The sequence below is a fragment of the Salmonella sp. SAL04214 genome, from assembly GCF_046550615.1.
Lineage (GTDB): Bacteria > Pseudomonadota > Gammaproteobacteria > Enterobacterales > Enterobacteriaceae > Salmonella > Salmonella enterica.
Window position 1 is genome coordinate 75,171 of the sequence record NZ_JBGDXT010000008.1, and the last position, 13,952, is coordinate 89,122.

A 13,952-nucleotide genomic window follows, 5' to 3' on the forward strand; every position below is an offset into this window, starting at 1 on the left:
AACGCGACGCATGAAAGCAGCGGCAAAAACGCAAAAATCGAAGCGCCAGGAAGAACAGACCAACTTCATCAGTTGGCGTTTTGCGTTGCTGTGCGGCTGTATTTTACTGGCGCTGGTTTTTTTACTTGGACGCGCGGCGTGGCTACAGATTATCGCCCCGGATATGCTGGTGCGTCAGGGCGATATGCGTTCGCTGCGTGTTCAGGAAGTCTCCACCTCACGCGGTATGATTACCGACCGTTCCGGGCGTCCACTGGCGGTCAGCGTACCGGTTAAGGCGATCTGGGCCGACCCGAAAGAAGTTCATGACGCCGGCGGCATCAGCGTTGGCGATCGCTGGAAAGCGCTTTCTACTGCGCTCAATATTCCGCTCGATCAGCTCTCCGCCCGTATCAACGCCAACCCGAAAGGGCGTTTTATTTATCTGGCGCGCCAGGTAAACCCTGACATGGCGGACTACATCAAAAAACTCAAACTGCCGGGGATTCATTTGCGTGAAGAGTCCCGCCGCTACTACCCGTCAGGAGAAGTAACCGCTCACCTCATCGGTTTTACCAACGTCGACAGTCAGGGGATTGAAGGCGTTGAAAAGAGCTTTGATAAGTGGCTTACCGGTCAGCCTGGCGAGCGAATCGTGCGTAAAGACCGCTATGGCCGCGTGATTGAGGATATCTCCTCCACTGACAGTCAGGCAGCGCACAACCTGGCGTTAAGCATTGATGAACGCTTACAGGCGCTGGTTTACCGCGAACTGAACAACGCGGTGGCGTTTAACAAGGCGGAATCCGGTAGCGCGGTGCTGGTCGATGTCAATACCGGTGAAGTACTGGCGATGGCGAATAGCCCTTCCTATAACCCCAACAACCTTGCCGGTACGCCGAAAGACGCGATGCGTAACCGTACCATCACCGACGTGTTTGAACCGGGTTCTACGGTTAAGCCGATGGTGGTGATGACTGCGCTTCAGCGCGGTATCGTCAACGAAAATACGGTGTTGAATACCGTTCCATACCGAATTAACGGCCACGAAATTAAAGACGTGGCGCGCTACAGCGAATTAACCCTGACCGGGGTTCTACAGAAGTCGAGTAACGTCGGTGTATCCAAACTGGCGTTAGCGATGCCGTCCTCAGCGTTAGTAGATACTTACTCACGTTTTGGGCTAGGAAAGGCGACCAATTTGGGGTTGGTCGGAGAACGCAGTGGCTTATATCCTCAAAAACAACGGTGGTCCGACATAGAGAGGGCCACCTTCTCTTTCGGCTACGGGCTAATGGTAACGCCGTTACAGTTAGCGCGAGTCTATGCAACGATCGGCAGCTATGGCATTTATCGCCCGCTGTCGATTACCAAAGTTGATCCGCCTGTACCCGGCGAACGCATCTTCCCTGAATCCACCGTACGCACCGTGGTGCATATGATGGAAAGCGTAGCGCTGCCGGGCGGCGGCGGCGTGAAGGCGGCAATTAAAGGCTACCGTATCGCGATTAAAACCGGTACGGCGAAAAAAGTGGGGCCGGACGGTCGCTACATCAACAAATACATTGCTTACACCGCAGGCGTCGCGCCTGCGAGTCAGCCGCGCTTCGCGCTGGTGGTTGTCATCAACGATCCGCAGGCGGGTAAATACTACGGCGGCGCCGTTTCCGCGCCGGTATTTGGTGCCATCATGGGCGGCGTTCTGCGCACCATGAACATCGAACCGGACGCGCTGGCAACGGGCGAAAAAAATGAATTCGTAATTAATCAAGGCGAGGGAACAGGTGGCAGATCGTAATTTGCGCGACCTTCTTGCTCCGTGGGTGGCTGGACTACCCGCGCGAGAACTGCGAGAGATGACGCTCGACAGCCGTGTGGCTGCGGCGGGCGATCTCTTTGTGGCAGTGGTGGGTCATCAGGCGGACGGGCGTCGATATATCCCGCAGGCGATAGCGCAAGGCGTAGCTGCCATTATTGCAGAGGCGAAAGACGAGGCGAGCGACGGTGAGATTCGCGAAATGCACGGCGTACCAGTCGTCTATCTCAGCCAGCTCAATGAGCGTTTATCTGCGCTGGCGGGCCGCTTTTACCATGAGCCATCTGAAAACATGCGTCTGGTGGCGGTGACCGGCACCAATGGCAAGACCACCACCACCCAACTACTGGCGCAGTGGAGCCAGTTGCTCGGCGAAACCAGCGCAGTGATGGGAACGGTAGGCAACGGACTGTTGGGTAAAGTGATCCCGACGGAGAACACAACCGGTTCCGCTGTGGATGTTCAGCATGTGCTGGCCAGTCTGGTTGCGCAGGGCGCGACCTTCGGCGCGATGGAAGTCTCTTCTCACGGCCTGGTGCAGCATCGCGTGGCGGCGCTGAAATTTGCCGCCTCCGTGTTTACTAATTTGAGCCGCGACCATCTCGACTATCATGGCGATATGGCGCATTACGAGGCGGCAAAATGGATGCTTTATTCCACCCACCATCACGGTCAGGCAATCGTCAATGCCGATGATGAAGTTGGACGCCGCTGGCTGGCGTCGCTACCCGATGCGGTCGCGGTTTCAATGGAAGGGCATATCAACCCTAACTGTCACGGTCGTTGGCTGAAAGCGGAGGCGGTGGAGTACCACGACCGCGGAGCGACGATTCGTTTTGCTTCAAGCTGGGGTGAAGGCGAAATCGAAAGCTGCCTGATGGGCGCGTTTAACGTCAGCAACTTACTGCTGGCATTGGCGACGCTGCTGGCGCTGGGCTATCCGTTAACGGATTTGCTGAAAACCGCCGCGCGTTTGCAGCCGGTTTGCGGGCGTATGGAAGTGTTCACTGCGCCAGGCAAACCGACGGTGGTGGTGGATTACGCGCACACGCCGGATGCGCTGGAAAAAGCGTTGCAGGCGGCGCGCCTGCACTGCGCCGGAAAATTGTGGTGCGTCTTTGGCTGTGGCGGGGATCGTGACAAAGGTAAGCGCCCACTCATGGGGGCCATTGCCGAAGAATTCGCGGATATCGTCGTGGTGACTGACGATAACCCGCGTACCGAGGAGCCGCGCGCCATTATCAACGATATTCTGGCCGGAATGCTGGACGCCGGGCAGGTCAGGGTAATGGAAGGCCGCGCTGAGGCGGTAACCAATGCCATTATGCAGGCAAAAGACAATGACGTCGTGCTGATTGCAGGTAAAGGGCACGAGGATTACCAGATTGTCGGCACGCAGCGTCTTGATTATTCAGACCGCGTGACCGCAGCGCGTTTGCTGGGGGTGATCGCATGATTAGCGTAACGCTCAGCAAAATTGCCGATGTCCTTGGCGCCGAACACCGCGGGGCGGATCTCACGCTCGATACGGTCATTACCGACACACGGAAAGTGACGCCGGGATGCCTGTTCGTGGCGCTGAAAGGGGAACGCTTTGATGCGCATGATTTTGCTGATAAAGCAAAAGCGAACGGCGCTGGCGCCCTGCTGGTCAGTCGTCCTCTGGATATCGATCTTCCGCAGGTGATTGTAAAAGACACGCGTCAGGCATTTGGCCAACTGGCCGCCTGGGTACGTATGCAGGTACCGGCGCGGGTGGTGGCGTTAACCGGTTCGTCCGGCAAAACCTCGGTCAAAGAGATGACCGCCGCGATTCTTAGCCAGTGCGGAAATACTCTGTATACCGCAGGCAATTTTAACAACGACATCGGCGTGCCGATAACGCTGCTGCGCTTAAACCATGATTATGACTATGCGGTAATCGAGTTAGGCGCTAATCACCAGGGAGAAATCGCCTGGACCGTTAGCCTGACGCGCCCGGAAGCGGCGCTGGTCAATAACCTGGCGGCGGCGCATCTGGAAGGTTTCGGCTCGCTGGCCGGCGTGGCGAAAGCGAAAGGCGAAATCTATACCGGTTTGCCTGAGAACGGTATCGCGATTATGAATGCCGATAATAATGACTGGCTGAACTGGCAAAGCATTATTGGCGATCGTCAGGTGTGGCGCTTTTCGCCGAATGCGGCAAACAGCGACTTTACCGCTGCGAATATCCACGTGACGTCACACGGTACCGAATTTACCCTGCAAACGCCGACGGGCAGCATTGATGTGCTGCTGCCGTTGCCGGGGCGGCACAATATTGCCAACGCGCTGGCGGCCGCTGCTTTATCAATGGCGGTGGGGGCGACGCTGACGGCGATTAAAGCAGGGCTGGCGGCGTTAAAAGCTGTACCCGGGCGTCTGTTCCCGATTCAGCTAAGTGAAAACCAACTGGTACTGGATGACGCTTATAACGCCAACGTCGGTTCGATGACCGCCGCAGTGCAGGTCCTTTCTGAAATGCCCGGCTACCGCGTGCTGGTGGTAGGCGATATGGCCGAGCTGGGCGCAGAAAGCGAAGCGTGCCACCTCCAGGTTGGCGAGGCCGCAAAAGCGGCGGGTATTGATCGCGTGTTAAGCACCGGAAAACTCAGTCAGGCTATCAGCCACGCCAGCGGCGTCGGCGAACATTTTGCCGATAAAGCCGCGCTCATTGCGCGTTTACACGCTCTGCTTCAGGAGCAACCAATGATGACTATTTTAGTGAAAGGATCACGCAGCGCCGCGATGGAAGATGTGGTTCATGCGTTACAGGAGAAAGGTTCATGTTAGTTTGGCTGGCCGAGCATTTGGTCAAATATTATTCCGGCTTTAACGTCTTTTCTTATCTGACGTTTCGCGCCATCGTCAGCCTGTTGACCGCGCTGTTCATCTCTTTATGGATGGGCCCGCGTATGATCGCTCGTCTGCAAAAACTCTCTTTTGGCCAGGTGGTACGTAACGATGGCCCGGAATCGCACTTCAGTAAACGCGGTACGCCGACGATGGGCGGCATCATGATCCTGACGGCGATTGTGATTTCCGTTCTGTTATGGGCTTACCCGTCTAATCCGTACGTCTGGTGCGTGCTGGTGGTATTGATTGGCTACGGCATTATCGGTTTTGTCGATGACTACCGCAAAGTGGTGCGGAAAGATACCAAAGGGCTGATTGCGCGCTGGAAATATTTCTGGATGTCGGTTATCGCGCTCGGCGTGGCCTTTGCGCTTTATCTCGTCGGGAAAGACACGCCCGCGACCCAACTGGTGGTGCCGTTCTTTAAAGATGTTATGCCGCAATTGGGGCTGTTTTACATTCTGCTGTCCTACTTTGTCATCGTCGGTACGGGTAACGCCGTAAACCTGACCGACGGGCTTGATGGTCTGGCGATTATGCCGACTGTTTTCGTTGCCGCCGGCTTTGCGCTGGTGGCCTGGGCGACCGGGAACATGAACTTCGCCAATTACCTGCATATTCCGTATTTACGCCATGCGGGCGAGCTGGTGATTGTCTGTACGGCGATTGTCGGCGCGGGATTAGGATTCTTGTGGTTTAACACCTATCCGGCGCAGGTTTTTATGGGCGATGTCGGATCGCTGGCGTTGGGCGGCGCGTTGGGCATTATCGCCGTGCTGCTGCGTCAGGAATTTCTGCTGGTGATCATGGGCGGCGTCTTTGTGGTGGAAACTCTGTCGGTCATCCTGCAGGTGGGTTCCTTTAAACTACGCGGACAGCGTATTTTCCGTATGGCGCCTATCCATCACCACTATGAACTGAAAGGCTGGCCGGAACCGCGCGTAATTGTGCGCTTCTGGATTATTTCGCTGATGCTGGTGCTGATTGGCCTGGCAACGCTGAAGGTACGTTAATCATGGCTGATTACCAGGACAAAAACGTCGTCATTATTGGTCTGGGCTTAACCGGACTCTCTTGCGTGGACTTTTTTCTCGCCCGCGGCGTGACGCCGCGGGTGATGGATACTCGCGTGACGCCGCCGGGTCTGGATAAGCTGCCGCAAGAGGTTGAGCGTCACGTTGGCGGCCTGAACGACGAGTGGCTCTTAGCGGCGGATTTAATCGTCGCCAGCCCTGGTATTGCTCTGGCGCATCCCTCTCTTAGCGCTGCCGCCAGCGCTGGAGTGGAAATTGTCGGCGATATCGAACTGTTTTGCCGCGAAGCGCAAGCGCCGATTGTGGCCATCACCGGCTCGAACGGCAAAAGCACCGTGACCACCTTAGTGGGCGAGATGGCGAAGGCGGCGGGCGTCAATGTCGGCGTTGGCGGCAATATCGGTCTTCCGGCGCTGATGCTGCTGGATGCCGATCGCGAATTGTACGTGCTGGAATTATCCAGTTTCCAACTGGAAACTACCTCAAGTTTGCAAGCGGCGGCGGCAACGGTGCTCAACGTCACTGAAGATCATATGGACCGGTATCCGTTTGGTTTGCAACAGTACCGGGCGGCGAAACTGCGCGTCTACGAGAAGGCGAAAGTGTGCGTAGTGAATGCCGATGACGCGTTGACGATGCCGGTTCGCGGGGCCGATGAGCGCTGCGTCAGCTTTGGCGTCAATATGGGTGATTATCACCTTAATCGTCAGCAGGGCGAAACCTGGCTGCGAGTCAAAGGCGAGAAGGTGCTGAACGTGAAAGAGATGAAGCTTTCCGGCCAGCATAACTATACCAATGCGTTAGCGGCGCTGGCGCTGGCGGATGCCGTAGGTCTGCCGCGCGCCAGCAGTTTGAAGGCGTTGACGACATTTACCGGTCTGGCGCATCGCTTCCAGCTGGCGTTGGAGCATAACGGCGTACGTTGGATCAACGACTCTAAAGCGACCAATGTCGGCAGTACCGAAGCGGCGCTAAACGGTTTGCATGTGGACGGTACGCTGCATCTGCTGCTGGGCGGCGACGGTAAGTCGGCAGACTTTTCTCCGCTGGCGCGCTATCTGACCGGCGATCGTATCCGCCTGTATTGCTTTGGGCGCGATGGCGCGCAGCTTGCCGCACTGCGTCCGGAAATCGCCCAACAGACTGAGACGATGGAAGAGGCGATGCGTTTGCTGGCGCCGCGCGTTCAACCGGGTGATATGGTGCTGCTGTCGCCCGCCTGCGCCAGCCTCGATCAGTTTAAAAATTTTGAGCAACGGGGCGATGTCTTTACCCGTCTGGCGAAGGAGTTAGGTTGATGCGTTTATCTCTCCCCCGTCTGAGAATGCCGCGCGTACCAGGCTTTGGCCTCCTGGCCTGGCTGTTTGCGGCGCTTAAAGGCTGGGTGATGGCTTCGCGCGATAAAGACGCCGACAGTCTGATCATGTATGACCGCACGCTGCTATGGCTGACCTTCGGGCTGGCGGCGATTGGTTTTGTCATGGTGACGTCGGCCTCCATGCCAGTCGGGCAGCGCCTGGCGAACGATCCGTTTTTGTTTGCCAAACGTGATGCGCTCTATATCTTCCTGGCATTTTGTCTGGCGATGGTCACGCTGCGTTTGCCCATGACCTTCTGGCAAAAATACAGCACGACGATGCTGATAGCGTCGATCATTATGCTGCTTATCGTGCTGGTCGTCGGGAGCTCGGTCAACGGGGCGTCGCGCTGGATTGCGCTGGGGCCGCTGCGTATTCAGCCTGCGGAGTTTACCAAGCTGTCGCTGTTCTGCTACCTCGCGAACTATCTGGTGCGTAAGGTTGATGAGGTGCGAAATAACCTGCGCGGCTTTTTAAAACCAATGGGCGTGATTCTGGTGCTGGCGGTGTTACTGCTGGCGCAGCCTGACCTCGGGACGGTGGTCGTACTGTTTGTCACCACGCTGGCGATGCTGTTTCTCGCCGGGGCGAAATTATGGCAGTTCATCGCCATTATCGGGATGGGCATCTCGGCGGTGATTCTGTTAATCCTCGCCGAACCGTATCGTATTCGCCGCGTTACCTCGTTCTGGAACCCCTGGGAAGATCCGTTCGGCAGCGGTTATCAGCTGACGCAGTCGCTGATGGCTTTTGGTCGCGGTGAGATATGGGGGCAAGGGCTGGGGAATTCGGTGCAGAAACTGGAGTATTTGCCGGAGGCGCACACCGATTTCATCTTCGCCATTATTGGGGAAGAACTGGGTTATATCGGTGTGGTATTGGCGCTTTTAATGGTATTCTTCGTCGCTTTTCGCGCGATGTCGATTGGCCGTAAGGCATTGGAGATTGACCACCGTTTTTCCGGATTTTTAGCGTGTTCTATCGGTATCTGGTTTAGTTTCCAGGCGCTGGTAAACGTTGGCGCGGCCGCGGGGATGCTGCCGACCAAAGGCCTTACGCTGCCGCTGATCAGTTATGGCGGGTCGAGTCTGTTGATTATGTCGACGGCCATTATGTTTTTATTACGTATTGATTATGAAACGCGTCTGGAAAAAGCGCAGGCGTTTACACGAGGTTCTCGATGAGTGGTCAACCGAAGCGGTTAATGGTGATGGCGGGCGGTACCGGCGGGCACGTGTTCCCGGGACTGGCCGTTGCGCATCATTTAATGGCCCAGGGCTGGCAGGTTCGCTGGCTGGGTACCGCCGATCGTATGGAAGCGGATTTAGTGCCGAAGCATGGCATCGACATTGACTTTATTCGGATCTCCGGTCTGCGCGGTAAAGGCGTAAAAGCGCTTCTGGCGGCGCCGCTGCGGATTTTTAACGCCTGGCGGCAGGCGCGAGCGATCATGAAGCGATTTAAGCCGGATGTCGTGCTGGGAATGGGCGGTTATGTATCCGGCCCCGGCGGTCTTGCCGCCTGGTCATTGGGTATTCCGGTCGTTTTGCATGAGCAAAACGGTATCGCCGGGCTAACCAATCAGTGGCTGGCCAAAATCGCGACCACGGTGATGCAGGCGTTTCCCGGTGCGTTTCCGAACGCGGAAGTGGTGGGTAACCCGGTGCGTACCGACGTACTGGCGTTGCCGTTGCCGCAGGTGCGTCTGGCCGGTCGTGACGGCCCGATTCGCGTGTTGGTGGTCGGCGGTTCTCAGGGGGCGCGAGTCCTGAACCAGACGATGCCGCAGGTTGCCGCCAGACTGGGCGATACGGTTACAATCTGGCATCAAAGCGGAAAAGGCGCGCAGCTCACGGTAGAGCAGGCATATGCCGGGGCGGGACAACCGCAACATAAGGTAACGGAATTTATCGATGACATGGCCGCCGCCTATGCGTGGGCGGATGTGGTGGTATGTCGTTCCGGCGCTTTAACGGTGAGCGAGATCGCCGCCGCCGGATTACCGGCGATATTCGTGCCGTTTCAGCATAAAGACAGGCAGCAGTACTGGAATGCGCTGCCGTTAGAAAACGCCGGCGCAGCTAAGATTTTTGAGCAGCCGCAGTTTACTGTAGAGGCTGTCGCCGACACCCTGGCGGGGTGGTCGCGCGAGGCGTTGTTAACCATGGCGGAGCGTGCCCGCGCGGTATCCATTCCGGATGCTACCGAACGCGTCGCCAGTGAAGTCAGCCGGGTTGCCCGGACATAATTTGTGGCGGTGCCTTTTGCATCGCAGGGTTTTTCTACCCTCAATAATTTGGGTTGCAGGCAAGCCAACGCATCTGCAATTTGAAGTATGGCGGGTATTGGAGTTAATGGCGTAAAGAATGAATACACAACAACTGGCAAAACTGCGTTCCATCGTGCCCGAAATGCGTCGCGTTCGGCACATTCACTTTGTCGGCATCGGTGGTGCTGGTATGGGCGGTATTGCCGAAGTTCTGGCCAATGAAGGGTATCAGATCAGTGGTTCCGATTTAGCGCCGAATCCGGTGACCCAGCAGTTGACGAGCCTGGGGGCGACGATTTTCTTTAACCATCGTCCGGAAAATGTGCGTGATGCCAGCGTGGTCGTCGTTTCCAGCGCAATTTCCGCGGATAACCCGGAAATTGTCGCGGCGCATGAAGCGCGTATTCCGGTTATTCGCCGTGCGGAAATGCTGGCGGAACTGATGCGTTTTCGCCACGGCATCGCCATTGCCGGGACGCACGGAAAAACCACAACGACCGCGATGGTGTCCAGTATTTATGCCGAAGCGGGGCTGGACCCGACTTTCGTGAATGGCGGACTGGTGAAAGCCGCAGGCGTTCATGCGCGTCTGGGCCATAGTCGTTACCTGATTGCCGAGGCAGATGAGAGCGACGCATCCTTCCTGCATTTGCAGCCGATGGTCGCGATCGTCACCAACATCGAAGCCGACCATATGGATACCTATCATGGCGACTTTGAAAATTTAAAGCAGACGTTTATTAACTTCCTGCATAACCTGCCGTTCTACGGTCGCGCGGTAATGTGCGTCGACGATCCGGTCATCCGCGAGCTGCTGCCGCGGGTGGGGCGTCAGACCACGACGTATGGCTTTAGCGAGGATGCTGACGTCCGCGTAGAAGATTATCAGCAGATAGGGCCGCAGGGGCACTTTACGCTGTTGCGCCAGGGAATGCCGGATCTGCATGTCACGTTGAATGCGCCGGGTCGCCACAATGCCCTGAATGCCGCCGCAGCAGTGGCGGTAGCGACCGAAGAAGGCATCGACGATGACGCTATCCTGCGCGCGCTGGAAAGCTTCCAGGGGACCGGGCGTCGTTTTGACTTCCTCGGCGAGTTCCCGCTTGAGCCGGTGAATGGTAAAGCCGGGACGGCGATGCTGGTGGATGACTATGGCCATCATCCGACTGAAGTAGACGCCACCATTAAAGCTGCGCGAGCAGGGTGGCCGGATAAAAACCTGGTGATGCTGTTTCAGCCGCACCGTTACACGCGCACGCGCGATCTGTATGACGATTTCGCCAATGTGCTGACCCAGGTCGATGCGCTGCTGATGCTGGACGTTTACCCGGCGGGCGAAGCGCCGATTCCGGGCGCGGATAGCCGTTCTTTATGTCGTACGATTCGTAATCGGGGAAAAATTGACCCGATTCTGGTTTCCGATCCGGCTCAGGTTGCGACAATGTTAGCGCCGGTGCTGACGGGTAACGACTTGATATTAGTGCAAGGCGCAGGAAATGTTGGCAAAATTGCGCGTTACTTATCTGAAATCAAGCTGAAGCCGCAAATCCAGGAGGAAGAGCAACATGGCTGATAAAATCGCGGTCCTGTTGGGCGGAACCTCTGCGGAGCGGGACGTTTCGTTAAATTCCGGCGCGGCAGTGTTGGCCGGGTTACGTGAAGGCGGCATTGATGCGCATCCCGTCGATCCGCAAGAGGTCGATGTCGCGCAGCTTAAAGCAATGGGCTTTCAGAAGGTCTTTATTGCGTTGCATGGCCGTGGCGGTGAAGATGGCACCTTACAGGGAATGCTTGAACTGCTCGGCCTGCCTTATACCGGCAGCGGCGTGATGGCCTCGGCGCTTTCCATGGATAAACTGCGCAGTAAATTGCTGTGGCAGGGCGCAGGCTTACCGGTTGCGCCGTGGGTCGCGCTGACGCGCGCTGAGTTTGAAAAAGGCCTTAGCGAAGAACAAAAAGCGCGAATTTCGGCGCTGGGTTTACCGCTGATCGTCAAACCCAGCCGTGAAGGCTCCAGCGTCGGTATGACGAAAGTAGTAGAAGAAAATGCTTTACAGGGTGCGTTATCATTGGCTTTTCAGCATGATGACGAAATACTGATTGAAAAATGGCTGTGCGGTCCGGAATTTACGGTGGCGATAGTTGGCGAAGAAATTTTACCGTCAATTCGTATCCAACCGGCAGGAACCTTCTATGATTATGAGGCGAAGTATCTCTCTGATGAGACTCAGTATTTCTGCCCTGCCGGTTTAGAAGCGTCCCAGGAAGCCGCGCTACAGTCTCTCGTCCTGCAGGCATGGAAAGCTTTAGGCTGCACGGGATGGGGGCGTATTGACGTCATGCTGGACAGCGATGGTCAGTTTTATCTGCTGGAAGCCAATACTTCTCCGGGGATGACCAGCCATAGTCTGGTGCCGATGGCGGCGCGTCAGGCGGGAATGAGCTTCTCGCAGTTAGTGGTACGAATTCTGGAGTTGGCGGACTGATATGTCGCAGGCTGCGCTGAACACGCGAAACAGTGATGAAGAGACGCCTTCTTCACGCCGCAATAATGGAACGCGTCTTGCAGGAATTTTATTCCTGCTGACGGTACTGTGCACCGTGTTTGTTAGCGGGTGGGTCGTGTTAGGGTGGATGGAAGATGCGCAGCGTTTACCGTTATCAAAGCTGGTATTAACCGGCGAGCGTCACTACACGCGTAACGATGATATCCGTCAGGCGATACTGGCTCTGGGCGCGCCGGGAACCTTCATGACGCAGGATGTGAACATTATCCAGAGCCAGATTGAGCGTTTGCCGTGGATTAAACAGGCCAGCGTCAGAAAACAGTGGCCTGATGAATTGAAGATTCATCTGGTTGAATATGTGCCGATTGCGCGTTGGAATGATCAACATATGGTCGATGCTGAAGGGAACACCTTCAGCGTGCCGTCAGACCGCATCGGCAAACAGGTTTTACCCATGTTGTATGGCCCGGAAGGCAGCGCGAGTGAAGTGTTGCAGGGATACCGCGAGATGGGGCAGGTGCTGGCTAAGGATAAATTCACTCTAAAGGAAGCGGCGATGACCGCACGTCGCTCCTGGCAATTGACGCTTAATAACGGCATTAAGCTCAATCTCGGCAGGGGCGATACGATGAAAAGGTTGGCTCGCTTTGTAGAACTCTATCCGGTTTTACAGCAGCAGGCGCAAACCGATGGCAAACGGATTAGCTACGTTGATTTGCGTTATGACTCAGGTGCGGCAGTTGGCTGGGCGCCGCTCCCCCCTGAGGAATCTAATCAGCAACAGAATCAGGCACAGGCAGAACAACAATGATCAAGGCGACGGACAGAAAACTGGTAGTAGGACTGGAGATTGGCACCGCGAAGGTTGCCGCTTTAGTAGGGGAAGTTCTGCCCGACGGTATGGTCAATATCATTGGCGTGGGCAGTTGCCCATCGCGGGGTATGGATAAAGGCGGGGTGAATGACCTTGAGTCAGTGGTGAAATGCGTTCAGCGCGCCATTGACCAGGCGGAATTGATGGCCGATTGCCAGATCTCCTCGGTATATCTGGCGCTTTCCGGCAAACATATTAGCTGTCAGAATGAAATTGGTATGGTGCCCATTTCCGAAGAGGAAGTGACGCAAGAAGATGTGGAAAACGTCGTGCATACTGCGAAGTCAGTGCGCGTGCGCGATGAACATCGCGTGCTGCATGTGATTCCTCAGGAGTATGCCATTGACTACCAGGAAGGCATTAAAAATCCGGTCGGTCTTTCCGGCGTGCGTATGCAGGCGAAAGTACATTTGATTACCTGCCACAACGATATGGCAAAAAACATTGTCAAAGCTGTTGAACGTTGTGGTCTGAAAGTTGACCAACTGATATTTGCCGGACTGGCGGCCAGTTATTCCGTGTTAACGGAAGATGAACGTGAACTGGGCGTCTGTGTCGTGGATATCGGCGGTGGTACAATGGATATCGCCGTTTATACTGGCGGCGCGCTGCGTCATACCAAAGTGATCCCTTACGCGGGGAACGTGGTGACCAGCGATATCGCTTATGCCTTTGGTACGCCGCCGAGCGATGCTGAAGCCATTAAAGTCCGCCACGGTTGCGCGCTGGGTTCCATTGTCGGTAAAGACGAGAGCGTTGAAGTACCGAGCGTAGGCGGGCGTCCGCCGCGCAGCCTGCAACGTCAGACGCTGGCGGAAGTGATTGAGCCGCGTTACACCGAGCTGCTCAATCTGGTCAACGAAGAGATATTGCAATTACAGGAACAGCTTCGCCAACAAGGGGTAAAACATCACCTGGCGGCGGGGATTGTGTTAACCGGCGGCGCGGCGCAAATCGAAGGGCTTGCTGCTTGCGCTCAGCGCGTGTTTCATACGCAGGTGCGTATCGGCGCGCCGCTGAATATCACTGGTCTGACGGATTATGCCCAGGAGCCGTATTACTCAACGGCGGTGGGATTGCTTCACTACGGGAAAGAGTCCCACTTAAACGGTGAAGCAGAAGTGGAAAAACGTGTTACGGCATCAGTTGGCTCGTGGATCAAGCGACTTAATAGCTGGCTGCGAAAAGAGTTTTAATTTTTATGAGGCCGCCAGATATTACGGCCTCAGGCGACAGGCACA

At 56.1% G+C, this 13,952-nt stretch carries 11 protein-coding genes; all 11 read left to right on the forward strand.

The window, feature by feature from the left end:
• The first annotated feature begins 10 nt into the window (after positions 1-10).
• The 11 genes from ftsI (at position 11) to ftsA (ending at position 13,907) form a co-directional block, all read left to right on the forward strand.
• The gene (ftsI, locus tag ACLJQD_RS14730) at positions 11-1,777 is read left to right on the forward strand and encodes a peptidoglycan glycosyltransferase FtsI (RefSeq protein ID WP_000642235.1); all 1,767 of its coding nucleotides are present in this window, start codon (positions 11-13) and stop codon (positions 1,775-1,777) included.
• The gene (murE, locus tag ACLJQD_RS14735; RefSeq protein ID WP_000775072.1) at positions 1,764-3,251 is read left to right on the forward strand and encodes a UDP-N-acetylmuramoyl-L-alanyl-D-glutamate--2,6-diaminopimelate ligase; all 1,488 of its coding nucleotides are present in this window, start codon (positions 1,764-1,766) and stop codon (positions 3,249-3,251) included. The genes ftsI and murE overlap by 14 nt, the downstream gene beginning before the upstream one ends.
• A complete protein-coding gene (murF, locus tag ACLJQD_RS14740; protein WP_017441561.1) occupies positions 3,248-4,606 on the forward strand; it encodes a UDP-N-acetylmuramoyl-tripeptide--D-alanyl-D-alanine ligase in 1,359 nt (452 codons plus the stop codon). Before murE ends, murF begins: the two co-directional genes overlap by 4 nt.
• Positions 4,600-5,682 (forward strand): phospho-N-acetylmuramoyl-pentapeptide-transferase, encoded by a 1,083-nt coding sequence (mraY, locus tag ACLJQD_RS14745; RefSeq protein WP_000964138.1) that lies wholly within the window; start codon positions 4,600-4,602, stop codon positions 5,680-5,682. Before murF ends, mraY begins: the two co-directional genes overlap by 7 nt.
• Before the next feature lie 2 nt (positions 5,683-5,684).
• Positions 5,685-7,001 carry a UDP-N-acetylmuramoyl-L-alanine--D-glutamate ligase gene (murD, locus tag ACLJQD_RS14750; RefSeq protein ID WP_000796443.1) on the forward strand — a complete coding sequence of 439 codons (1,317 nt, stop codon included), beginning with the start codon at positions 5,685-5,687 and terminating at the stop codon, positions 6,999-7,001.
• Positions 7,001-8,245 (forward strand): cell division protein FtsW, encoded by a 1,245-nt coding sequence (ftsW, locus tag ACLJQD_RS14755; protein ID WP_001239803.1) that lies wholly within the window; start codon positions 7,001-7,003, stop codon positions 8,243-8,245. Before murD ends, ftsW begins: the two co-directional genes overlap by 1 nt.
• A complete protein-coding gene (gene murG, locus ACLJQD_RS14760; RefSeq protein ID WP_000016613.1) occupies positions 8,242-9,309 on the forward strand; it encodes an undecaprenyldiphospho-muramoylpentapeptide beta-N-acetylglucosaminyltransferase in 1,068 nt (355 codons plus the stop codon). Before ftsW ends, murG begins: the two co-directional genes overlap by 4 nt.
• 118 nt (positions 9,310-9,427) lie before the next feature.
• Positions 9,428-10,903 carry a UDP-N-acetylmuramate--L-alanine ligase gene (gene murC / locus ACLJQD_RS14765; RefSeq protein WP_001096072.1) on the forward strand — a complete coding sequence of 492 codons (1,476 nt, stop codon included), beginning with the start codon at positions 9,428-9,430 and terminating at the stop codon, positions 10,901-10,903.
• Positions 10,896-11,816: a D-alanine--D-alanine ligase gene (locus ACLJQD_RS14770; RefSeq protein WP_000763895.1), complete on the forward strand. Its 921-nt coding sequence runs from the start codon at positions 10,896-10,898 to the stop codon at positions 11,814-11,816. The genes murC and ACLJQD_RS14770 overlap by 8 nt, the downstream gene beginning before the upstream one ends.
• A 1-nt stretch (position 11,817) precedes the next feature.
• Positions 11,818-12,648 carry a cell division protein FtsQ gene (gene ftsQ, locus ACLJQD_RS14775; protein WP_000075728.1) on the forward strand — a complete coding sequence of 277 codons (831 nt, stop codon included), beginning with the start codon at positions 11,818-11,820 and terminating at the stop codon, positions 12,646-12,648.
• Positions 12,645-13,907 (forward strand): cell division protein FtsA, encoded by a 1,263-nt coding sequence (gene ftsA / locus ACLJQD_RS14780; RefSeq protein WP_000588463.1) that lies wholly within the window; start codon positions 12,645-12,647, stop codon positions 13,905-13,907. Before ftsQ ends, ftsA begins: the two co-directional genes overlap by 4 nt.
• The last annotated feature ends 45 nt before the right edge of the window (positions 13,908-13,952 follow it).